This is a genomic window from Mucilaginibacter terrae (genome assembly GCF_031951985.1).
Lineage (GTDB): Bacteria > Bacteroidota > Bacteroidia > Sphingobacteriales > Sphingobacteriaceae > Mucilaginibacter > Mucilaginibacter terrae_A.
Genome location: NZ_JAVLVU010000001.1, coordinates 2,681,311 through 2,704,355 on the forward strand (window position 1 = coordinate 2,681,311; position 23,045 = coordinate 2,704,355).

The 23,045-nt window shown below is 44.1% G+C and carries 22 protein-coding genes and 1 tRNA gene; 8 read left to right on the forward strand and 15 right to left on the reverse strand.

Going from position 1 to position 23,045, the window contains the following annotated elements; genetic code table 11:
• Nucleotides 1-456: 456 nt before the first annotated feature.
• The 7 genes from map to QE417_RS11315 form a co-directional block, all read right to left on the reverse strand.
• Complete coding sequence (gene map, locus QE417_RS11285) at nucleotides 457-1,224, reverse strand: type I methionyl aminopeptidase (RefSeq protein ID WP_311949985.1); 768 nt, start codon at nucleotides 1,222-1,224, stop codon at nucleotides 457-459.
• Nucleotides 1,225-1,620: 396 nt separating this feature from the next.
• Nucleotides 1,621-1,893 (reverse strand): UBP-type zinc finger domain-containing protein, encoded by a 273-nt coding sequence (locus QE417_RS11290; RefSeq protein WP_311949987.1) that lies wholly within the window; start codon nucleotides 1,891-1,893, stop codon nucleotides 1,621-1,623.
• A gap of 9 nt (nucleotides 1,894-1,902) precedes the next feature.
• A complete protein-coding gene (locus QE417_RS11295) occupies nucleotides 1,903-2,934 on the reverse strand; it encodes a hypothetical protein (RefSeq protein WP_311949989.1) in 1,032 nt (343 codons plus the stop codon).
• A 6-nt stretch (nucleotides 2,935-2,940) separates the two neighbouring features.
• Nucleotides 2,941-4,656 carry an ArnT family glycosyltransferase gene (locus QE417_RS11300; RefSeq protein ID WP_311949990.1) on the reverse strand — a complete coding sequence of 572 codons (1,716 nt, stop codon included), beginning with the start codon at nucleotides 4,654-4,656 and terminating at the stop codon, nucleotides 2,941-2,943.
• A gap of 573 nt (nucleotides 4,657-5,229) precedes the next feature.
• On the reverse strand, nucleotides 5,230-5,694 hold the full coding sequence (locus QE417_RS11305; protein WP_311949992.1) for an SRPBCC family protein: 465 nt from the start codon (nucleotides 5,692-5,694) through the stop codon (nucleotides 5,230-5,232).
• A gap of 17 nt (nucleotides 5,695-5,711) precedes the next feature.
• A complete protein-coding gene (locus tag QE417_RS11310; protein ID WP_311949993.1) occupies nucleotides 5,712-6,242 on the reverse strand; it encodes a TlpA family protein disulfide reductase in 531 nt (176 codons plus the stop codon).
• A gap of 221 nt (nucleotides 6,243-6,463) precedes the next feature.
• Nucleotides 6,464-6,937: a ribonuclease H-like YkuK family protein gene (locus QE417_RS11315; protein WP_311949995.1), complete on the reverse strand. Its 474-nt coding sequence runs from the start codon at nucleotides 6,935-6,937 to the stop codon at nucleotides 6,464-6,466.
• 234 nt (nucleotides 6,938-7,171) lie between these two features.
• Between QE417_RS11315 and QE417_RS11320 the strand changes: the two genes are divergently transcribed.
• Entirely contained in the window at nucleotides 7,172-9,220 is a 2,049-nt protein-coding gene (locus QE417_RS11320) for a M13 family metallopeptidase (RefSeq protein WP_311949996.1), read from the forward strand.
• A gap of 89 nt (nucleotides 9,221-9,309) precedes the next feature.
• Entirely contained in the window at nucleotides 9,310-9,483 is a 174-nt protein-coding gene (locus QE417_RS11325; RefSeq protein WP_311949998.1) for a hypothetical protein, read from the forward strand.
• A 207-nt stretch (nucleotides 9,484-9,690) separates the two neighbouring features.
• Here QE417_RS11325 and QE417_RS11330 read toward each other — a convergent pair whose 3' ends face one another.
• Both QE417_RS11330 and tsaD read right to left on the reverse strand, forming a co-directional pair.
• Nucleotides 9,691-9,861, reverse strand: a complete 171-nt coding sequence (locus QE417_RS11330; RefSeq protein WP_311949999.1) for a hypothetical protein — start codon at nucleotides 9,859-9,861, stop codon at nucleotides 9,691-9,693.
• Between the two features lie 10 nt (nucleotides 9,862-9,871).
• Nucleotides 9,872-10,873 (reverse strand): tRNA (adenosine(37)-N6)-threonylcarbamoyltransferase complex transferase subunit TsaD, encoded by a 1,002-nt coding sequence (gene tsaD, locus QE417_RS11335; protein WP_311950001.1) that lies wholly within the window; start codon nucleotides 10,871-10,873, stop codon nucleotides 9,872-9,874.
• Nucleotides 10,874-10,992: 119 nt separating this feature from the next.
• Here tsaD and QE417_RS11340 point away from each other — a divergent pair, with 119 nt between their 5' ends.
• Together QE417_RS11340 and QE417_RS11345 are read left to right on the forward strand one after the other, a co-directional pair.
• Nucleotides 10,993-14,217, forward strand: a complete 3,225-nt coding sequence (locus QE417_RS11340) for a translocation/assembly module TamB domain-containing protein (protein ID WP_311950002.1) — start codon at nucleotides 10,993-10,995, stop codon at nucleotides 14,215-14,217.
• On the forward strand, nucleotides 14,189-15,385 hold the full coding sequence (locus QE417_RS11345; protein WP_311950004.1) for a translocation/assembly module TamB domain-containing protein: 1,197 nt from the start codon (nucleotides 14,189-14,191) through the stop codon (nucleotides 15,383-15,385). Before QE417_RS11340 ends, QE417_RS11345 begins: the two co-directional genes overlap by 29 nt.
• A 129-nt stretch (nucleotides 15,386-15,514) precedes the next feature.
• Here the strand turns inward: QE417_RS11345 and QE417_RS11350 are convergent, their stop codons facing one another.
• The 3 genes from QE417_RS11350 to QE417_RS11360 all read right to left on the reverse strand — a co-directional run bounded on the left by QE417_RS11350 (nucleotide 15,515) and on the right by QE417_RS11360 (nucleotide 18,741).
• Nucleotides 15,515-16,720, reverse strand: a complete 1,206-nt coding sequence (locus tag QE417_RS11350; protein ID WP_311950005.1) for a bifunctional 3,4-dihydroxy-2-butanone-4-phosphate synthase/GTP cyclohydrolase II — start codon at nucleotides 16,718-16,720, stop codon at nucleotides 15,515-15,517.
• Between the two features lie 108 nt (nucleotides 16,721-16,828).
• Nucleotides 16,829-18,247, reverse strand: coding sequence for an LptF/LptG family permease (locus QE417_RS11355; RefSeq protein WP_311950006.1), 1,419 nt, complete (start codon nucleotides 18,245-18,247; stop codon nucleotides 16,829-16,831).
• A gap of 113 nt (nucleotides 18,248-18,360) precedes the next feature.
• Nucleotides 18,361-18,741, reverse strand: a complete 381-nt coding sequence (locus QE417_RS11360; protein ID WP_311950009.1) for an START-like domain-containing protein — start codon at nucleotides 18,739-18,741, stop codon at nucleotides 18,361-18,363.
• A gap of 218 nt (nucleotides 18,742-18,959) precedes the next feature.
• Between QE417_RS11360 and QE417_RS11365 the strand changes: the two genes are divergently transcribed.
• From QE417_RS11365 to QE417_RS11375, 3 genes are all read left to right on the forward strand, one after another.
• A tRNA-Met gene (locus QE417_RS11365) sits at nucleotides 18,960-19,033 on the forward strand.
• A gap of 68 nt (nucleotides 19,034-19,101) precedes the next feature.
• The gene (locus QE417_RS11370) at nucleotides 19,102-19,338 is read left to right on the forward strand and encodes a GIY-YIG nuclease family protein (RefSeq protein ID WP_311950010.1); all 237 of its coding nucleotides are present in this window, start codon (nucleotides 19,102-19,104) and stop codon (nucleotides 19,336-19,338) included.
• Nucleotides 19,339-19,508: 170 nt separating this feature from the next.
• Nucleotides 19,509-20,303 carry a dioxygenase family protein gene (locus QE417_RS11375; RefSeq protein WP_311950011.1) on the forward strand — a complete coding sequence of 265 codons (795 nt, stop codon included), beginning with the start codon at nucleotides 19,509-19,511 and terminating at the stop codon, nucleotides 20,301-20,303.
• Between the two features lie 51 nt (nucleotides 20,304-20,354).
• On the opposite strand, the gene QE417_RS11380 is transcribed toward QE417_RS11375, so the two are convergent.
• Together QE417_RS11380 and QE417_RS11385 are read right to left on the reverse strand one after the other, a co-directional pair.
• Nucleotides 20,355-20,921 carry a PhnA domain-containing protein gene (locus tag QE417_RS11380; RefSeq protein WP_311950012.1) on the reverse strand — a complete coding sequence of 189 codons (567 nt, stop codon included), beginning with the start codon at nucleotides 20,919-20,921 and terminating at the stop codon, nucleotides 20,355-20,357.
• Between the two features lie 44 nt (nucleotides 20,922-20,965).
• Complete coding sequence (locus QE417_RS11385) at nucleotides 20,966-22,252, reverse strand: hypothetical protein (RefSeq protein WP_311950013.1); 1,287 nt, start codon at nucleotides 22,250-22,252, stop codon at nucleotides 20,966-20,968.
• Between the two features lie 207 nt (nucleotides 22,253-22,459).
• Between QE417_RS11385 and QE417_RS11390 the strand changes: the two genes are divergently transcribed.
• Nucleotides 22,460-22,696, forward strand: a complete 237-nt coding sequence (locus QE417_RS11390) for a hypothetical protein (protein ID WP_311950014.1) — start codon at nucleotides 22,460-22,462, stop codon at nucleotides 22,694-22,696.
• Here QE417_RS11390 and QE417_RS11395 read toward each other — a convergent pair.
• Nucleotides 22,687-23,028, reverse strand: a complete 342-nt coding sequence (locus QE417_RS11395) for a hypothetical protein (protein ID WP_311950015.1) — start codon at nucleotides 23,026-23,028, stop codon at nucleotides 22,687-22,689. The two genes, QE417_RS11390 and QE417_RS11395, sit on opposite strands and share 10 nt — an antisense overlap.
• Between the last annotated feature and the right edge of the window lie 17 nt (nucleotides 23,029-23,045).

Sequence of the window (23,045 nt, forward strand, 5' to 3'; positions counted from 1 at the left end):
GCTTGACAAATGCAGTATATAATTTACGTTTTGACAAGTAAAGCGTTATTATTCTTAGCTCATTTGTGTAATTGCTTTGCTGGCGTAAGTATTGAGCTTGGATGTGCGAAAGAGTAATTTGAATAACTAATAACTTATTCAACTACTCACTAATCAACTAAACTTGGGCGTTACCTCCGGCCCGAGCTATCCGCTGCAACTCCTCGTTCCGCTACGCTTCACTGTGGAGTTTCCGCTACTATCGCTAACGCAAACTGCAATTGAACAGGAATTTTAAGAATTGTGAAATGGGCAGAATTTAGGTTCCCTTTTAACACTTCTTTCCCCATCATGTCATTTCGAGGTACGAGAAATCTTTTCGAAGCGATAAGTCGAAGCGGTAAGCCTATCAATGCGAAAAGATTTCTCTCTATCGTTCGAAATGACAAGACGGGGGGTAAAATGTACAAGAAATTCTTAATCCCAAATTCCGTTAGCCTCCGTTAAAATCATCGGCTCCCCGCCGGTAACCATGATGGTATGCTCGTGCTGGGCAACAAAGCCACCTTTGTTGCCAAAAAGCGTCCATTCGTCGCCGGGTGCCGCTTGGGCAATGGTTGATTTAGTGGAGATAAACGTTTCGATGGCTACCACGCTGTTCTTTTTAAAACGGGTGGTGTTATAGCGGTCGTAACAGTTGAGTATGTCGTGCGGTTCTTCGTGCAGGCTGTAGCCAATGCCGTGGCCTGCCAGGTTTTTAATTACAGTTAAGCCGCGTTTGGCGGCCTGGGTTTCAATGAGCTTGCCAATATCGGCTATTTTAACGCCGCCCTTAATTTGACTGATAGCCAGGTGCAAAATTTCTTTCGAGGCCTCTACCAAATCCTGGTGGTTGTGTATGTCTTCGCCCAACACAAATGAGCCGCCGTTATCGCCCCAAAAGCCGTTCAACTCGGCCGATACGTCGATGTTGATCAGGTCGCCTTCCTGCAAAATAATATCGGCTGAGGGCTTACCATGCGCAACCGCATTGTTAACGCTGATGCAGGTATATCCCGGAAAACCATAAGTCAGTTTAGGGGCCGATTTTGCGCCCATTTCATTCAACATCCTTCCGCCAAACTCATCCAGTTCAAGCGTACTGATTCCGGGTTTGCAATACTCGCGCATGGCTTTCAAAACCAGCGCCACACACTCACTTATTTTTTGCATCCCGGTTAATTCGGCATCTGATGATATAGACATAATGGTAGTTTAATAATAAAATAAAAACGGGTTAGCAGCCCTTATTGTTGTTGGAGGCGCGAAGATACAGGTTTTGTATAATTATTGTTCCGAGGAACGAGGAATCTTGTTAGAGCAATAGGCTTAGCAACACGAACAGGGGTCCTATCCGGGTGGCTATTCGGTTTAAAATCATTAACTCAACCTGTCATTTCGAGGGATAACGAGAAATCTTGTTCGGGCGGATAAGATTTGCAATATGAACAGGATTTCTCACTGTCGTTCGAAATGACAATTTTATTTATGAGTTGAAACATACCAATAAGCCCAGAAGCCAAGTTGAAAAGCAGTGTAAATGATAAAAATTATCAGAAAGAAGTAGAATATCATCTTCCACATTTGGCCGGTAATTGAGTATTAATACTCCCTCACCATTTCATCATTATAACACCATAGCCAGCGTTCGCCGGGCTCGGCCGATGCCATTACGGGGTGGCCGCTGCGGTGGTGGTGTTTGGTCATGTGTTTTTGGGGCGATGAATCGCAGCACAGGGTTACGCCGCAGGTTTGGCAGGTGCGCAGGTGCAGCCAGGTGCCGTTTTGTTTAACACATTCTTCGCATACGTACTGGTCGCCAATTTTAACTTCGGTAATGGCGGTGAGGTGTTCGCACAGGGTTTCTTCGGCCATGGCAGGTAATTAGTTATCGTCCTTAAAGTTAAATAATTTTTTGCGACCTAAATCATACGTCAGTCTGAAAGCTTGCTGGCTATCGCCCAGTTGCCCCGGCGATTGGTGCAGGCTCAATATAAACTGGCCTTTAATATGCTTAAACAAAAACGGCGTGTAAATAATGTCGAGACGGTTATAGATCTTTTTGCGGTAAAAAGCATCGCCATAGGTAACGTCGTGGCCCTGGCCTTTGTAAAATTCATCAAAAAACGCAATACGGTGGTAGCTGGCATATATGCTGGCCACGACACCCAGTGGCTTGCGGAAACCGTTCACGCTACGTACACGCTCCAGTGAGAGCATACCGCCGGCCTCAACCGAAAGCGAATCGAACATGGTTTTTTTACCAAAATTGTAGCCTAAGCGTATCTGTGCCGCACCGTTATCGCGTATATGATCGCCGGGTATTGACACCGCCGGACCGGCATCATGCAGCAACATAAAGTAGTGCGACAGGTAAAATGGCCCAAATGGATCAGGCAGGTATTTACCGGCTAAACCGAACAGGAATTGCTCGCGGTCGGTATTGGTTTGGCGGCTGGTCCAGTCGAGCCACAAGGTTTCGTAGCCGTACTCGGTTTGGTAACGGGTAGCCAGGCCCTCTATGTTGGGGCGGTAATACATCAGCGTATCGTTAAGTATGGCACGCGGGTAGCTACTCAATATCTCTTTACGCGGAAACATACCGGCATTGAACAGCCATTTGTGACTCTCGAACTTGTAATAAGCCACCGGATCGACCCGTAAAAAGTAAGGCTTGGCACCAAACTCATGTATACCGTTTATACCAATAACAATGTGGTTAAGGCTATCGATGTTCAACCCAAAATCAATAGCAGTACGCATTCCCGAATAGGTTCGAGAGCGTTCGGTGTAGGCTTTGTACTCGCGGTTATCTAAAAAACCCAATCCGCTTACGTTAACATCAACACTTTGCTGGGCTTGTGCAAGGCGGGCAACGAGTAAACAAAATATAAGGAAGTAAAACTTTTTTATCATAGATTTTTATTGAACGGTAAAATTAACAATGCGGCTGTTTCGGCCACCTAAAAACGGTGTAGTGCATAACGAAAATATGAGTTCATACTTGCCTTTTTTAGTTGGAGCCTTTGCCGCAAAAGTATAGTTTACTTTGTTATGCGGCGTAATCACAATATCATTAAAATTATGCGGAGCATATTCAAATATGCCATTATCGCCCTGGTAAAAACAGGCCACAAGCGTTACCTGGCTGCCTTGTTTTGGGTTAGCAAAGTTTACAAGAGTATTGTACGGATTAATAATTTGCAGATTAAATTTCATTAACTCACCCGGCCTCGCCGTTAGATCATACTTATCAGTGCGAATATCAACTTTCTGATAAGTGCGTACACTGTCAACCCAAAAGCCAAACCAAGTGTCTTTATCCGTTTTGATGCTGTCAGTTTCAGAGCCGCCTAAGCGATAAGGGGTGGTATAAAAAGCGCGCTTGTTTTGCATGCTATCTTCAATGGGCCACATATCATATTGAGTGCGGCGATAGTTGGAGGCATCGTACGAAAACCCTTTTAAGCTGTGCGTATAATAATTGTATTTAGAGGCCGATTGAAAACCCACCGGCATGATCACGTAAGCATCGCCAACCTTCTTTTTAGTTTCCTGCGCCCATTCGTCGTAACCGTAATAAGTTTCTAAAAAGGCCAGCTTTTTAACAGCTGGGATGCCGGCAATAAGCACCAGCCTGAATACGATGATAAGTGCAGTATTGGCCAGTGCCAGTTTATACAGCCATTTTGGTTGAACCGGTGCGTCCGACAAGCGGATAAGCACCAACAGTATCAGCGGTACAAAGCCTATCAGCGTCCAGTGCGGTTGCACGTTACCCTTAATGGTGTTGAACCAAAAGAAAGCAAAAATGCCTATACTGTTAAACAACAGGCAACGGGTAAAAGTACTGAGCGGCTTTTTGCCAAACCCGTAGTAAAACAAAAACCAGCCAATAAGCGGACCGGCAATTAATAATTGGCCGGGTATAAACTCAAACACACGCGCTGTGCTGAAAACATCGGCTGATGAACGCTCGAACAAATGGTAGTTTACCGATGGATAGTTATGGTTGATTTGCCATAGAATATGCGGCAGATACAACAATGCCGCTACAACCGGTATAAGATAAAAAGATGGCCTTAACAGTATTTTAGAATTAGCCAGCAAGGTAAGCAGCAACACCAAAACGCCATGATATTTACTGTACAGCAACAAGGCTATTACCACCGCCAACAGCAAGGCGTAAGCCCAGTTATTTTTTTCGAGATAGTGCTGGTATACGTAGTAAAACAAAATGGTGAATAACAGCAAAGGCACATCGGGCGTGGTTATAAAACCGTAAATATGAAAAGCCAGCAAACCCGATACCAAGGCAACAAACCAACGGGCATCAGTATTGTACCGTTTAACAATTAGCCAAAGCAGGTATACCGATACTGTGCTCGATATTACGGTAAGCAGGCGTAAACCCAGTTCGGTTTGCATAATGCTATCACCCAGGCGGATGAACAGCGCCACCATAGGCGGATGGTCATAATACCCCCAATCTAAAAAGCGCGAGTATATCCAGTAGTAAGCCTCATCTGGGTGAACGCCCAGCGTGGCAGCCTGCAGGGTGTTGAGCAACGTCCACCCGGCTAAAAAAAACAAGATGTACCGGTTAGCTTGTGCTTTACTCAGGCTGGTGTTGAACATAGTATTGGGTAGATGGGGTAAAGTTAGGCAATTGTGCGCGAAGTTTGTCAGCTTACTGCTTATCAACCGCTCATTGCCGCGGGGGCTACTACTTTTGTCTTGATACAAAAGATAGCAAAAAATCAAGTCACCTCCACAGTGCTTCGTTGTCACACATGGCCACCGCTGCAAAGCCGGGCAGCACCACGGGCTTTTTATCTTTTGCCCCACTTCGTTCGCTCTTGGGCCATTGCTTCAGCAAAATCTAAGAGGCCCTTGCCAACCGCACAGCCCATCATGTGCTGCCCCGCTTTCGCCCCGAAGCTGGGAGGTAACGAACTGCGAAAGAAATAGCCTACAAGGATAATAAGTTATATGCAAATTAAAAAGAGCGTTGGCTCGCCACAACGCCCGGCCAGGAGCTGCCTGTGGGGTGGAAGGGATCGTTGTGGATAGGCCCTTTTGTTACTTTTGGGGCTATGCCAAAATTGCGATAGCAATCATCCACACCCAAAACAAACAAAACGTGGAGAACTTTAGCCCCCGCGGCAATGAGCGGTAGATAATCGATAAGCTAACCAAGAAACAAATAACCTACTTCCCAAACATTTCTTCAATAGCCTTGGTCCTGTACTTAAATATCTGCTCAATTTTTTTCTCAACCAATACCTTGTTGGCAAACAAACCTACAGGGCCATACCCAATGGCGTAATTTAAAATATCGGTCATGAGTACACCGCCTTCAACCTGTTTAAAATGGTGCTGGTGGTGCCAAAGGGCGTAGGGGCCAAAGCGCTGTTCGTCTACAAAGTAAACCTTGTCTTGCACGTGGGTAATTTCGGTCATCCAGTTAAGCTTTACGCCAAGGAGGGGCGATACTTTGTAAGTGATGATCATACCCGGATACATTTTAGTATCGGGTGTGTAGGATGAAGTAACGATAAACTTCATATCGGCCGGAGTTATCTTCTGCAAATTAAGCGGCGAAGAGAAGAAATCCCAGGCTTCGTCAATACTAATGGGGATGAATTGCTCCCAGCGGCGTTCGTATGTTTTCACAGATGCAAAACCAGTAATTACGGTAATAGTTTTTTAAGGCGGGTATCTAATATTGCCAGCAGTTCGCTAAAATCCTTTTCGCTGTAACCTATGGATTGATAAATGATCTTGCCGTTCTCATCCAGCACTACGTTACGCGGTATAGATTGCGTGGCAAACAGGCTGAATATCTTGCGGCCTTCGTCGGGCAGTATATTAAAGGTGTAGCTGTTACTTTCTTTAAATGGAAGCACTTTTTCCCAGCCTTCTTCACGGCCAAAAGCCATGAGGGCAAATTTGGGGTTGTCTTTATACTTTTCCCAAATCTCCTTTTGCACCCGCGGAAACTCCTGACGGCATGGCGGGCACCAGGTGGCAAAAAAGTTTAGCAGCACTATTTTGCCCTTATAATCGGCAATGGAGGCAGTTTTATCTTTATCCAGCTTAAACTCAAATGCCGGCACCTGCTGGCCAATTTTGGTTAAGGTAGATGCTTCTTCGGCGGAGGTTTGGGCGTTAGCGCCAAGAGTAATAACGGCTAAGGTTAGGAGCAAAAAAATCTTCTTCATAAAACAGTAGTTTATGCAATATACTAAAATAACAGATTTATATACTGCTTTAGTAGAGTTTGCACGGTGTTGGGTATAAATTTCACTTCCCCTCTTGAGAGGGGGCGGGCAGGAATGAGCAACGGCAGGGTGTGTCATTAGCAAACTTAACCTATCCCAAAGGACACACCTCTCCACCCCTCTCAAGAGGGGAATCGCACAAGCCCTTGTATTCTTTCGTGTTACTGCACCATTTTATTAGCGCAATAGCTGCTGGCAAAAGCTTCGGGCTTGGCCTTAAATACAAAGCCCATACTCAAAATATAACCCATGGCCTCGTGCAGGGCTTGGTTCGATTTAAACATGGGGTTGGTGTTTATGTCGGCATGTACTTCCAGGTCTACTTCATACAAATCCAGCAAATCGCAAAGGTGGTAAGCCGTGTCTATTGACTTTTGTACCTCGTTGAGCATACGCTCTTTGATGCTCATTTTTTTGGTGCTGCGCTCCTGGTGAATGAACATAAAACCACCGCGCTGCTCGCGCAAAAAAACAATTACGGTGGCAAAATCGATCACCTCGCCCTTAACCTGCGAATCGGTGCCGATGCAAACTTTTAGCTTGTTGCCCAGGGCTGTTTCGCGTTCAATGGCTTGTTCAACTTCTTCGAGGATGGGGGTGCGCAGTATTTCACCGCTAAATTTTCTCCAGGTCATAAATTTACGTTGGGTTAAAATTTATAAATGACCTTATTAGGGTCTATAAAAATAAGCGATAGTATTTCATATAAACGTAACGCTTATGTGATTTATTTGTTAACATTTATTTGGTTATCAACATATTGTGCGCAAGCGCAGATGCGGCGTGGCGATTATTTGCTTTACCTATTATAAGTAGTCTATTGTTTTATTGTAAGAGGTTATACATCTTTAACAAAAACTCTGTTACTCATGAAAATTAATAAATGGTTAATACTGGCCGCGCCTGTGCTGGCTGCGGCTGCCTGCTCACAGCAGCCGAAAGATAAATCGGCCGAGGTTCCCAAACGCACCGTGTTCTTCGACAAAACGGCTATGGATACCACCGTTAAGCCCGGCGATAACTTTTTTGAGTATGCCGGCGGCGCATGGCTCAAAAAAACCAAGATACCTGAGAGCGAAAGCGGCTGGGGTTCATTTTATACCCTGTACGATGATAACCTGAAAAATTTGCACCAGATTTTAGATGGCCTGGGCAAAACCGAGCATGATAAAGGCAGCAACGAACAAAAAGTAGCCGACCTGTACTCCAGCGGCATGGACACCGCCGCCATAGAAAAATTGGGTTATACCCCTATAAAACCTGTTTTAGATAAAGTAAAAGGCATTAAAGATTATAAAGAGCTGTTAGCCTACGTTGCCGACAGCTACAAAGACGGCGATGGCTACCTGATTGGCATGTATGTTGGGCCCGATGATAAAAACAGCACCAAAAACCTGGCTCAATTTAGCCAAAGCGGCTTAGGTATGCCCAACCGCGATTATTACTTCAAAACCGATTCGTCCTCAGTTAAAATACGTAAGGCTTATGTGGCTTATATAACAAAGCTGTTTACCCTTACCGGTACCGATGCTGCAACGGCTGCTAAAAATGCCGATGCTATTTTAAAGCTCGAAACCGAGATAGCCAAATCGCACTCCACCCCGGTTGAACTGCGCGACCCGGTTAAAAACTACAATAAGTTTACGGTTGATGCCCTGCAGAAACAGGTGCCTGACATCGACATAAAAGACGTATTGAAACGTATGGGTATAAGTACCGATACCGTATTGGTTGGTCAGCCTAAATACTATACCGCGCTGGGCAAGTTGCTCAAAACTCAGCCTATTGAAGTTTGGAAAAACAAGATCATATTTACCAGAATACACGGTTCGGCTCCTTATTTAAGCAAAGCTTTCCGCGATGCGCGTTTCGACTTTTTTGGCCGCCAGTTAAACGGGCAAAAATCGCAGCAGGAACGCTGGAAAAATTTAGTTGAGGTTACCGATGGCGGCTTGGGTGATTTGCTGGGCCAGTTGTATGTAGAAAAATATTTCCCGGCCGATGCTAAAAAGCGCATGCTCGATCTGGTGAATAACCTTCAGGATGTGTACCGCGGACGCATTCAAAAACTGGATTGGATGAGTGCCGAAACCAAGAAAAAGGCCGAGGACAAACTCAATGCCTTCACCAAAAAAATTGGCTATACCGATAAGTGGAAAAAGTATGATGACATCAGCATTGACAAAGGCGCTTACTATGCCAACATGCAGGCCATATCCAAACATGATTACAAAGAGCAATTGGAGAAAGTGAACAAACCGGTCGATAAGAGCGAGTGGGGCATGACACCTCCAACCGTTAACGCTTACTACAACCCAAGCTTTAACGAGATCGTGTTCCCGGCGGGCATATTGCAGTTTCCGTTTTTTGATAAGGATGCCGATGATGCCATTAACTACGGCGCAATTGGTGCAGTAATTGGCCATGAAATGACCCACGGTTTTGATGACCAGGGCAGCCAGTACGATAAAGACGGCAACCTGAAAGTTTGGTGGACTAAAGATGATCAGGCCAAGTTTAAAGCCAAAACATCGGCCATGGCTACCCAATATAGCGGTTACACCATTCTGGATAATCAGCATGTGAACGGTAACCTTACCCTGGGCGAAAACATTGCCGATAACGGCGGTGTGGCTATTGCCTACCAGGCGTTTAAGAATACACCGCAAGGCAAGGGCAATACCAAAATTGACGGCTTAACCCCCGATCAGCGTTTCTTTTTGGCCTATGCACAAGTATGGCGCATAAAAAGCCGCGACGAACTGATGCGCACCCGCCTGAGCGTTGACCCGCACTCGCCCGAAATGTACCGCGTAAACGGTCCGCTGAGTAATATTGATGCCTGGTACAAGGCCTTTGATATTAAACCGGGCGATAAGCTGTACAAACCCGAAGACAAGCGTATAAAAATTTGGTAAGCCAGGCGCTTCACCCCATATCGCAAAAAAGCGGATGCCAACCATGGCATCCGCTTTTTTGTTTATACCTTTATATATAAGGCCCATCCATGAAAACACCCCCGCAAAAAATACTATACCTCGCATTAGCAACAACCCTGCTTATGCTCAACAGCTGCTTTTTATTTAACCGCAACCCCAACACGGCACAAAGGGGCAAACGCTTTCCGCATGACAGTGATAAACCTAAGCAGGAGGGAAAGAAGAAGGAAAACAATAATTAAAACTATATAAATTTGCTACTTGCCCTACACCATTAGCCGCAATTGCAAATTTAACATCTCTTTAAATTCTGTGTTTGTAATAAACAGCTTTACACAGGAATCAGAGAATTACAACATTTATTCGCGTTAAACTTTGTTATACACCACCAAATTCGGAGCTTTCTGTGATATGTAACGCTCTTCAGAAAAAAACCGGAAGTAGCAATCTTATTTTCCGCCGGTGCGTACGTACATGTACACAATAGCAATTATTACGGTAAGGCCTAAAACTACAAGCCCGGTAATACCTTTCTTTTTGTCTTGCTTCATTACCCAAAACAGTAGTCCTACCAACGGTAAAACAAATATCAGCCAAAAAATAAGTGATGGAATGCTCATAAGTTATGTCTTAAAAAGGCATGCGGGCCAGTGGTGCCACATGCTGATCGGTAAAATCGTTTTTTAAAAATTTGTAATATCCGGCAACGGCAATCATGGCGGCATTATCGGTACAATACTCCATGCGGGGTATAAAAGTATTCCAACCGTGTTTTGCACCCAGCTCTTGCAAGCCCTGGCGCAAACCCGTATTGGCCGATACGCCTCCGGCCAGCGCAATATCTTTTATGCCTAAATCTAACGCGGCTTTGCTCAGTTTATTGAGCAGTATGGTAACAATTCGGTGCTCTACCGAGGCGCAAATATCGGCCAGGTTATTTTGCACAAAGCCTGGAGTGGCGGCCTCATTTTTTTGAATGAAGTAGAGTATAGAAGTTTTTAAACCACTGAAACTGAAGTTATAGCCGGGTATCTGTGGTTCGGGAAACTGGTAGGCTTTAGGGTTACCTAACCTGGCATGCTTGTCAATAAGCGGTCCGCCGGGATAAGGCAGGCCGAGTATTTTACTGGTTTTATCCATGGCTTCGCCGGCGGCATCATCTTGTGTGTGCCCTATCACTTCCATATCAAAAAAATCCTTCACCAAAACTATTTGTGTGTGCCCGCCCGAAACGGTCAAACATAAGAAGGGGAATGTTGGTTTAGGTTCATCAATGAAGTGAGCCAAAATGTGAGCTTGCATGTGGTTTACCTCAATAAGCGGCAGGTTTTGGGCCAGCGCAAATGCCTTGGCAAATGATACCCCTACCAGCAACGAGCCTAAAAGGCCCGGACCCCGTGTAAAAGCTACCGCATCAATATCATTTTTGCTTACTTTTGCGTTAGATATAGCTTGTTGTACAGCAGGAATTATATTTTGCTGATGAACCCTCGAGGCCAGCTCGGGCACAACGCCCCCGTAAGCCTCGTGTATAGTTTGATTGGCTATGATGTTACTTAACATCACGCCATCTGCATACACCGCAGCCGAGGTTTCATCGCATGATGATTCTATTCCTAATATAACGGGCATTTAGTTACAGGGTTTTAAGCGGCAAAATTATCAAAAAAATACTCAAAATAACACTCGTACTGGTACTCATTGTGCTGCTCATTGTCAGTATAGTGTTAATACTTTTTCAATACAAGCCAGTGCAAACCTGGGCGGCTAAAAAGGCTACCAAGTATTTATCAGAGGAACTACACACAAAGGTCGACATTAAAAGCCTTTACATAAAGCCATTCTCATCGGTGGTACTGGAAGACCTTTACATTCTTGATAAGCAAAACGACACGCTGCTCCGAACGCCTCACTTGGCCGTTGAACTACAAGGCTTTTCGATATTTAACAGCATTAAGCGCCGCGTGCTTAACTTTGAAACCATACAGCTTGATAACGGCGTTTTTAACTTCAAACAACTTAAAGACAGCACTACCAACCTCTCTTTTCTTATTGATTATTTTAGCGGCCCGCCCGATACCACCAAAAAAGCAAGCAAACCCTGGACGCTCAACTTTGGCCGCATTACCATCAACAACTTTCACTTTAAGTACAAAAACTACCTCGATACGCTTAAAACACCCGGCGTAGTCAATTTTGAAGATCTGGACGTTGATCGTTTCAGCACCGTGGTAACAGGTATGGATTTGAAGAATCACCTGTTTAAGGGCAATGTACAAAAACTTGCCTTGCATGAGTTGCGCAGCGGCTTTTTGTTAAAAGAACTATCGGCCAATGCCACTATTGATACCAACCAGATTTTGCTGCAAAACCTGCATTTGGTTACACCTAACTCTCATTTGAAAGACTACTTCAGGATGCGCTTTAAATCTTTCAGCGACTTTAGTGATTTTGAGAAGAAGGTACATATGGATGCTGATATAAAAGATTCACACCTCTCATCAAAAGATGTGGCTTACTTTACGCCATCGTTAGATAAAACCAACTTTGAATTAGGTTTAAGCGGTCGTGCCAGCGGATTGGTAAACAACATTAAAGCCAGCAACCTCACTGTTACCGCCGGACAAGCCACCTACATACGGGGCAACTTTAACCTAAAAGGGTTGCCCGATTGGGATAACACTTACCTCACGCTCGAATTTAAACAGCTGGCATCCAACAAAAAGGACCTCGATTACCTGTACACGCATTTTACCGGTATGCCCAACCGAAAAGTGCCCGACCTATTCAGCAAGTTTGGAAATATTAGCTATAGCGGCAAATTTACCGGCACGCAAAAAAACTTCAATATAGCCGGAACTTTTAAAACCCTTTTAGGACGTCTTGACCCTGACGTAAACATTAGGTTCAATGCCAAGGGTGTGCCGGCCTACAAGGGTAGCATAGCAGCTACTAATTTTAATTTGGCTGCCCTGTTAGATGATAAAAGCTTAGGCCGTACTACTTTAAAAGCCACGGTAGATGGCAGTGGCGATGATCTTAAAAACTTATCAACCACGTTGAATGCCGATGTTAATTTTATTGACTACAATGGCTATAAATACCGGAATATTGATTTAGACGGAACTTTCAGGAACCAGGTTGCTAAAGCAAAAATTAAGGTAAACGATCGCAATGTCAAGCTCAACCTCAATGGCAACATAGATCTTAATCCCGAGTTACCCAGATATACCATCACCGGCTCCATAAAAGATGCTCATTTAAACAGACTTAAACTGGTTAAAGACACGCTTACCTTAACTACCAACATAAACACCAGTTTTTCGGGCAATAATCTTAAAAACCTGCAGGGTTTTGTACAGCTAACCCCTACCCGTATTACCACTCCAAAAGACAACTATGTAATTGACACCTTAAAGTTAACAGCCGAAGGTTTGGGCAATAACAGGCTCATCAGCCTCCGCTCTGATTTGGCCGATGGTAGCATTAAGGGTAGTTATGATCTGGCAACCTTTCCTTCTTATTTTAAGTCTATAGCTAAAAAATATATCCCATCGCTACAAACTAAAATATATACGCCAGGGCCGCAAAACTTTGATTTCAGGCTCAATTTAAAAAACCTCGACCCTGTACTGCTCATGTTCATGCCCGACCTGAAAATTCCTGAAGGCGGTACATTTGTAGGGCACTTCAATTCGGCCGAAAAAACGGCTACGCTAAGTGGTTTAATAAAAACCGTGAAGTATGGCAAAATGGTGTTTCATGATTTTATTGTGGACGAAAGCACTGCCGATAGCCTGTTAACGCTCAACTTATCATTAAGCAAGGTTGATTTAACCGATAGTCTGTACATTAAAGATATTAACATTACCAATTTTTTGCGTCGCGACAGTTTAAACTTCAACGTAAAACTATCAGATAAAAATGCTACCAACCAACTGGATTTGTACGGCCTGGTAGAGTTTGGCCGCGATACCACAGCCAAACTTAAACTCCTTCCATCAGAAGTTATACTGGAGCGCGAATCATGGCGCTTAACTGAGCAGGTACGCATACGATTGCTAAATGGCAAAACAGATATTGAAAATTTTGAGCTTACCAACGGAGAGCAACGCGTAAGTATTGATGGCTTTATATCAAGCTCGCCCGAAGATAAACTTAAGGTTACCTTTGATAAATTTAGGATGGCCACCATTAACCAGCTTACCAAGGCAGGAGGTGTATTATTACATGGCTCGCTCAATGGTGAGGTTAACCTGAGTTCGATATTAAAAAAAACCGGGGTGGATGCCAACCTGCGCATCGACTCGTTAACGATGAACAAAACCCTGGTGGGCGATGTAAAAATTGTATCAGACCTTGATAACGATAACAGCCGCGCCAACGTAAAACTCAATATTTTAAACCGTGGCCTTGAAACCCTGAATATTGCCGGAGCTTATTATTTAGACAAAGGCGAGGGCGATAAACTTGATTTTGATGTACGCATGGATCAAACGGAGGCCGTCATTTTTTCTCCGTTTATTAAAAACCTGGTATCAAATGTAAAAGGTACCCTATCGGCCGATATGAAACTGACCGGAGCGCCATCGAACCCTAAACTTAACGGTAACATTACCTTGGCTAATACCGGCGTTACGGTTGATTACCTGAAAGTGCCTTATACCATTAATGATAAACTTACGGTTGAAAACAGCATCATCAAAATTGATGATATGCGCATAAGTGACCCACGCGGCGGTAAGGGCACAGCTAATGGAAAAATAGACCTTTCGGACTTTGCCAATCCTTTACTTGATATTAGTGTAAGGGCCAATAACCTCATGGCGCTCAATACCACCTTTCGCGATAATCGCCTTTATTACGGTACGGCTTTTGGTAGCGGCAGTTTTAGCTTTACCGGCCCAATTGACAATATGAAGATTGATATTAAAGCCAAAACCGAAGATGGTACGGTATTTAATAATTCCGCTTAATACGTCGGCAACGGCCAATGAGTATGATTTTATAAGGTTTGTAAGCCATAAAGACTCTACCAGGGTTATTAGTACAGCCAACGCATTTAAAGGCGTTACGCTAAACTTCGATCTATCGGCCGATGAAAAAACCCTGGTACGAATAACCACCGATTTGGGCTTACTCGAAGGGCGTGGTGTAGCCAACGGATTAAAATTGAACATTAACAGCCTGGGCGATTTTGAAATGCGGGGAGACTTCCTCATTTCATCGGGTAAGTTTGAATTTACGGCTAAAAACTTCATCAGCAAAAACTTTCAGGTTAACCAGGGCGGTACGCTACGCTGGACGGGTAACCCATCAAACGCAGAGATCAATCTTAAAGCCATTTATGAGCTACGGGCCAACATCTCTAACTTATATTCGGCGGCGGGTTTACAATCACCGTGGGGTACCCGCCAGGAGCTGGTACAGGCACAACTTATGCTAACCCGAACGCTGCTGCAACCGGTAATTGAGTTTGATTTTACTTTCCCGCTCAATGCATCAATTAAAGACGATATGGCAACTTACCTGTCCGACATTAACAACCGTAACCAGCAGGCCCTGAGTTTGATTGTAAGGCGGCAGTTTGCCCCGGGTACGGGTTCAAATATTAATCAGCAGGTATTGGGAACAGCCAGTACGGCAGCAAGCGAGTTTTTCTTTAATAAACTCAACAGCTATATTGCCCAGTCAACTAATTTCCGCAGTCTCGATTTAAACATTCGCTCTCAAAGTGATGCCAGTGCATCGTTAAGGTTGTTTAAAGACCGCGTAGTACTCAATGGCAGTGTATACAATGCCAACGGTAGTAACGATCTGTTCAGCAATAATTCATCAAACCTGTTCAATTCTGATTTCAGGAAACTTACTACCGATTTTAATGCCGAATACCTGATACGGCAGGATGGACAGTTGCGGGGACGTTTTTCATACCGCACCCTCAATACTACGGCCATTAGCAGTACGATTGATTACCGTCCGCAATATGTAAACGGGTTAGGTTTAATATATCAACGAGATTTTGATACGTTTAAAGAATTCTTTCGCAACCTTTTCAGAAAAGGGCGTAATGCAGCCCAGCAACCGGCAGATAGTTCAAACGCACCGGTGGTAATTGATGACCCTGAAGAAGATAAAGAGTAAGGTTATTTTAACAAGAATGTCATCTCGAACGATAGTGAGAGATCTTATATAAGCGATGCTGCAAAGCGTCTAAGATTTCTAATTATCACTCGAAATGACATTGAGTATTTATAAGTAAGAGCCTATATCTTAATGATTCTTTAAAATGGCATGCTCCATTTTATCACGTTTGGTAATAAGGTAAGTCTCATTATGCGGGTTTGGTGCAATTTCGATAGGAACGGTTTCAACCACCTCAATGCCATAGCCTGTTAGGCCGGTACGCTTTTTAGGATTGTTGCTCATCAAACGCATCTTGGTAATACCCAAATCGCGGATGATTTGTGCACCTATGCCATAATCGCGCTGATCCATTTTAAAGCCCAACTGAAGATTGGCTTCAACCGTATCTAAGCCGCTTTCCTGTAATTGGTAGGCTTTTAATTTATTAATTAGACCAATGCCGCGGCCTTCCTGGTTCATATATACAATAACTCCTTTGCCTTCCTGACTTACAATTTCCATAGCCTTGTGTAACTGTGGGCCGCAATCGCACCGACACGAGCCAAAAATGTCGCCGGTTACACAGGAACTGTGCACACGTGTTAAAACGGGTTCGCCAGGCTCCCAAGTACCTTTTACCAGTGCTAAATGATGCTCCCCGGTATCTTTTTGAGTGTAGGCAATCATATCAAAATCGCCCCATTCAGTAGGCATTTTTACTGAAACCTCACGGTCAATTAAGGTTTCGGTATTGAGGCGATAAGCTATCAGGTCTTTAATCGAAATTATTTTGAGATCGTGCTCCTTAGCCATTACCAGCAAATCGGGCAGGCGCGCCATTTCGCCATCATCCTTCATTACCTCGCATATAACACCCGATGGCTCAAGACCGGCCATAACCGGTAAATCAATAGCAGCCTCGGTATGGCCTGCGCGGCGTAATACGCCACCGTCTTTGGCAATCAGCGGAAACACGTGTCCCGGGCGACCCAAATCGGCAGGTTTGGTAGCCGGATCAATTAAGGCCAGGCTGGTTTTTGAACGGTCGGACGCTGATATACCTGTTGTACAACCATGCCCCAGTAAATCAACCGAAACCGTAAAGTTGGTTTCGAGTGTGGCCGTATTATGGTTAACCATAGGTTCCAGTTCCAGTTCATTAGCGCGTTGGCGGGTAATGGGTGCACATATTAATCCGCGCCCGTATTTAGCCATGAAGTTTATAGCTTCAGGGGTTGCATAGCGGGTGGCAATTAAAAAATCACCTTCATTTTCGCGGTCATCATCATCAACTACGATGATCATTTTTCCGGCTTTTATAGCTTCTATAGCTTCGGGTATGGTATTCAGCATGTTAATGGGATAACTGGCTAACCGCAAAAACCGGCAACCAGTCAATATTTAAACAAAGTTACGCTATATGTGAGTGTAAACAAGTCGGCTTTATGTAAAATCGGTTCATCAGGCTGTTGCGGCCTTGCGCTTAAATATTTTATTGAAGAATCGCTTATAAGCTTCGGTATCAAACAAAACCGAATCATTGGCCGCCTTGTACGATAGGAACAAGCCTATAGGCGTTAATATGAAAATAGCGGCCCACATGCCCATAGCCGGGGTAATACTACCCTCCTTGGCCGATTTTTCGCCAATGGTGGCAATAATGTAATACAGCAAAAAGAAGATTACCGATACTACCACCGGCAACCCCAGGCCGCCTTTACGTATAATTGCGCCAAGCGGTGCGCCAATTAAAAACAACGCTAAACAAGCCGCCGAGAGTGTGAATTTTTTATTATACTCAATAGAATATTTACGGATGGTTTTTGATTCTTCCTGGTAACGCTCAGATACGGGTTTGAGCATATCGCGAATGGTTTGTGCCGAGCTTTGAGCACCCGGTAAGGCATTATGTAACACTTTGCCTTTAAGTGCTACAGCCGGCAAAGCACGTGTTGTACTGCCTTTAATAGCCTTGTGCGGCATCACAAAATATTTAATGTAAGGCGACATCATAGCTGCATTGCTATTGGTTGACTGCCTAACGGTTTTAATGATAGAATCTTGCGACAAGGTTAATTGTTTCAGGTTCATCATTTGTATGGTCGATCGCCACTCGCTGGCGTCGGTACGTTTCATTTTAAAGTCCGATAGATCAAACTTACGTTCGGTTGAGGCAAAACGCCTGCGGTTAAATTGCTGCCGGGCATTGATGTTACGCTTGTCGGGTGCTTCTGAATATTGTATACCATCTTTAAGCTTTAAAACCAGGTACATATCATCGGGCGTGCGGTACATAATGCCTTCTTTGGCAAAAAGCACACTCAGGTTATTGGTTTTTTCCTCTTTCTGGTAAATCATTACACCGTGCAGCGTTTGGCCGTCGGCATCCTTTTTTTGCACACGTATGGAGTATCCGGGTATACTGTTATTAAAAATGCCTTCAGATATCAGGAAGGCCGTTTTTTGCTGGCGCACATCGTACAATAACGAGTAGTACTTAAAATTGGCAATAGGCAGCATGTAATCTGAAAACAGGAAAGCGCCTATGCTGAGCATGGTTACCACGATCATCATGGGGTACATAGCCCTTCCTAATGATATACCTGCCGATTTGATGGCTACCAGCTCATAATTTTCGCCCAGGCTGCCGTAGGTCATGATGGATGACAGCAGCACCGACAAGGGCAGCGCCATGGCCACGTTGGTCATGGAGGCGTACATCATGAGCTCTAAAATAATATACCACTGAAAACCTTTGCCAATGAGGTCGTCGATGTATTTAAACAAAAACAACATCAGCAACACAAACATTACGATGAAAAAGGTAACGATGAAAGGCCTTATAAAGGATTTTAGTATTAAGAGGTGTATCTTTTTCACTGTGCAAAGTTACGCAAATAGGCTATTGTACCCAACAACGCAGTTGCTAAGCATAACGGCTTTAGGCATTTAATATTATGCCTGTTACAGGCTACTAAAATGCTGGAGTAAATTTATGCACCCAATACGCTAAAAAGATAATCAATCTGGTTGTCCCAAATCAGTTTACGTTCGGCTATGGTATCCTCGGTGGCAAAATCGGTTATGTTGAGGGCTACATCATTGGTAAGTTCATCCTGCGCTATTTCCATTTCGAAATAATACTGCGGCTCATCATCCAGCCAGCGAAAGCGCACAAACTTGTTTTCTTTAGCGGCCAGGAGTTTGGCCTTCTGCTCTTCATCATCCCAGGTAAAGGTAAAAACCTGATCGCGGTAAACTACTTTATCGGCAAACCATTGGGTAAGGCCATTGGCCTCACTTAAAAAACTATACAAAATACGCGGAGACGATTTAATTTCATACTCCAGATTAAACTTTTTCTTTTCGGACATATATCAGGTTTACAGAGGGTTTTGCCGGCTGAACCGCAAATGTTAAACATTTTTTCTAAAGAAAGGTAAATAATCCTATATTTGCAAACCTTTTTAGGGAAGCCCCTTCGGCAAACCTAAAATGCGGACGTTAATACTGCGGGATAGCTCAGATGGTAAGAGCGTAGGATTCATATACGCCTGAGGCGGACGGCAGTCCTTAAAATGCGAATATAAATTGCGGGATAGCTCAGATGGTTAGAGCGTAGGATTCATAACCCTAAGGTCGGCAGTTCGATCCTGCTTCCCGCAACCTGGCAAAAGGCCATCAGTTTTTTACTGATGGCCTTTTTTGTGTATACTCGTGTATGTTTACTGTATATGTACTCTCCTACCTTCAACAAAATTTACATTGGTTACACGCCTGACATGACTAATCGCTTTCTATCTCATAATGAGTTGGGAACAAAAGGTTACACTGTAAAATACCGGCCATGGGTAATTCTTCGAACTGAGGAATATCTAACTAAACCAGACGCTATGAAAAGGGAGCAACAGTTAAAAGGAGGAAAAGGCCGAGATTTGATTGAAGATTTTAAAAAATGCTCAGATGGTTAGAGCATAGCATTCATATCCGCCTAAGGCGGACGGCAGTTCGATCCTGCTTGCCGCAGCCTTTTTTTTGCCTACTGCGGTATACTAACAATTGATTGGTTTCGTTTACATATATTCTATAAAAAGGAAGCCGTTAAATCACGCTTATGCATAGGTCAGAATTTATCAAGCTAATGAGCATTCTGCCATTGCTAACCAAGGCCAAAGGAATTGAATCGCTGTTACAAAGTCCGGGACTGTTAAACCATACCGAAAGGATGCCGGTGTTTTTCACAGGTCATATCGATTCGCATGCCGAGAAGTTTCAACCGTTACTAAAAAGCCTTCAGGCGTTGGGCGCTTCGGTAAAACCATCAGTTATATTGGTTATTTCGGCACACTGGCTCACGCTTGGCGAATCGTATGTAACCATTAATAAGCAATTTAACGTACCCGATTATCCGTCAACAGGCTCCCCAACAACAGCAGAATATTTAGTTAGTACCACGGCTATAAAACCCTATGAATGGGAACTGGATCATGGTGCCTGGATGAGACTAAAACATATTGCGCCCAACCGCAACATTCCTGTTTTGCAGCTAAGTATTGATATGGAACAACCTTTGGATTATCATTTTCGTTTGGCAAGGCAACTTGCTCCGTTAAGGGATATGGGGGTTCTTATAATTGGAAGTGGAAACATTGTACATAACCTTGAGCGCTCAGCATTGCGTTTCTGGACCGAAAAACCTTACCAATGGGCTGTTGATTTTGACAACTGGGTAAAAACTAAAATAGATGAACGCGACTTGGGCAGTTTATTCAGGTACAGTAATTTTGGCGAAGCAGCAAAGCTGGCAGTCCCCACAGCCGACCATTATTTACCTCTTTTGTACGTATTATCGTTAGCAAACCGGGGCGAATCCATTGAACACACCTATGAAAGTTTATACAGGGGAATGAGCTTACGTTGCCTGCGGGTAGGATAATTATAATATACTGAAAAAGCCACCCGTTTAGCAGATGGCTTTTTCAGTATATTACCCGTTCTGCTTCCGCAAATACTTAGTTAATATCACGATCATCTGGTTGTTTATCTTTCCTTCAACCTGGTCGGTGTTATCGGCCACGAGTTTGATGTTCTTAACCACGGTGCCCATTTTGGCATTCATGGGGCTGCCTTTAATATCTAAAGAGCGGGTTAACACTACGGTGTCTCCGTTTTCGAGTATGGCGCCAATACTGTCTTTATGTACTTCGTTTACAGTCGTGTCGTCCTCATTGTCTACCGCTTTGGCCCAGGCAAGGGTTTCTTCATCCAGGTAAAGCATATCGAGGTTATCGGCCGCCCAGCCTTCATTTTTCAGGCGTGATAGTATACGCCACGACAACACTTGTACAGCAGGCACTTCGCTCCACATGGTGTCGGTTAAAAAACGCCAGTATTGTGCGTCGGTCACCGGGCTATCGAGCTGTGTGTTACAAGCATCACATACCAGTATATGGTTGTTTGCATAACCGTCTGGGGGCACTGTGTAAACTGATAAATTGCCAACTGACTTGCATAACTCGCAAGCATTACCGCTACGCTCTATTAATAATTCCATATAGTTTTAAAAGCGTAAAGCTAACCGTTTTTACGGGGTTCTTGTTAAAATGCCTCATTCAAACCCAAAAAGAAACCGCGTGCACCATAACGCCCCCAAGCATAATCCAAGCACAAGTTAGTTCGCGTTGCCTTGTTAAACAGCACGCGCAAGCCGCCGCCGTAGCCAGGCTGCCAGTGTTCAAATATTTTGGTACCTGCAGCGTCATTGGCCGTTTGCAGGTTAAAAAAGGTTACCCCGCTTATAAATTTATTGCGCAGGATGGGAAAACGGTATTCAACTTCCGAATAGTTGTATTCCGTACCTTTAAAATAACCTACGGTGTATCCCCTGCCGCTGCGAAAGCCGGGGTCTTTGGCTGTTCCGGGTAATTCGAGATAAGGCAAGGCACCACCAGCCACGTACGCACCCCAATTCCATAAGGCTATTACGTGCTCGGGGTTACGTTTCGACAGGCTGAAGTATTTCCTGAAATCGGTGCTGAACACCACGGCATTTTTAGAGCTGCCCATCCAGGCCTGATTTACCCGTACGCCACCATCAAAAAAGATACCCTTGTAGGCCCGGTTCTGGTTGTCGCGCGTAGTATACTGCACGTTAAACAGCAAACCGTTTGAAGAGTAATTAGCCCGGTCGAAGCCGTTTCTGTCGGCATAAATATTGTATGGAGTGAGGCTGGTTGTTGATATGCGGTCTTCAATACTCCTCCTGATATCGAACGATACGCCTGCACCTACAAACAGGCCGGTTTTAATCTCCTTATAAACCTTCTCCCTGAAGTTAAAATACAACGAATGAAAAACGTAGCCCTTCCGTTCAGGATCGGCCAGTACCTGGTCTTCGGGCGTTCCGTTATTGGCCCTGCCAATGCCCAACCCAAAATCGGGCGTAACCGTTTTTGCAGCAACTAAACTTCCCTGTAAATTCCAGTGATTGGCGTTGGTAAACACGTTGTGGTTTAAGTAAAAATAAATAATACCCTTAGTGGTAATAGAGGCCGATGTTGCTGCAACCGACATAAGCGTTGCAGGATCAGCACCCAATTTGCGCCCGGCAACCGCCTTTATACCAATTTGCGAACCAATACTGGGGTTTGAAGCGATATTGGGTATAATGGTTATACCCGACGGCTTTTTGGTGCTCGAATCCTTTTTCCCATTGGGATGAAAAATGGCCTTAAACAAATCGCCCACATCATACTGGCCCGACACGTCTTCGCCCTGTATTTTATGCGGTTTTTCTTTAAGGCGCAGTGAATCGGCCTTTAACGAATCGACCGGTACAGTTTGGGCCGATACCCGAAACGGCAATGCGAAAAAAGAAAGCAGCAAAATGCATTTAAGATAATAAGATATGGTGTTGAAATTATACTGCACTGTAATAGAGATGGATGTAAACTTACAGACGGCTAAAGCCTGAAAATGTTTTACTTAGGGGAGATGCTAAACAAACGGCATTAAAGTCATAATGTTGCCCTTTATGCTGTTTTATAAACAATAGCAACCCATTAGGGGTTATAAACTAAAACCGCATGCACCATGGAACGAGCAGCAATCAGCGTTATAAAAGACAAAAAAGTTTACGAGTTTGAGGTGGCCGAATATCCGCACCATGACCATGAACGCTGCAATATAAGCGTGTTTCAAAATGGGCAACTGGTAGCAGGTTTTAAGCCCGACAACCACGAGTATTTACATTTATGCAGCAACCCCGGTAATATTGACGAGGAGGTTTTGCATTTACTGGCCGACCAGTTGGAGAACCATCACTTATAATTTTCTAAGTAATGTCTTATTAAGCCAAAGTCAACACCTGCTATGTCTATTCGCTTAGACTCATTTGGAAGTTCTTCTAAATCATCAATTGTTATCCCTCCTGCTCCAACTATGCAGTAACCACTGGGTAATCTTATTCTCAGGTTTAAGGCATTAATTTTAGTGTAATTGCCGTCGCCCTTCTCCCAAAACTCCCGTATGGTATCTTGCACCAATAGATAGTAAGACTCCAATGGTATTAACTCACCATAAAGATGTCCCATACTTTCATCTCCTACCTGCAAATCAGCTGTCCCAATATGTTTCTTGTTAGAAAACACTTCTACTTGCACATTCTATATCTTTTGTG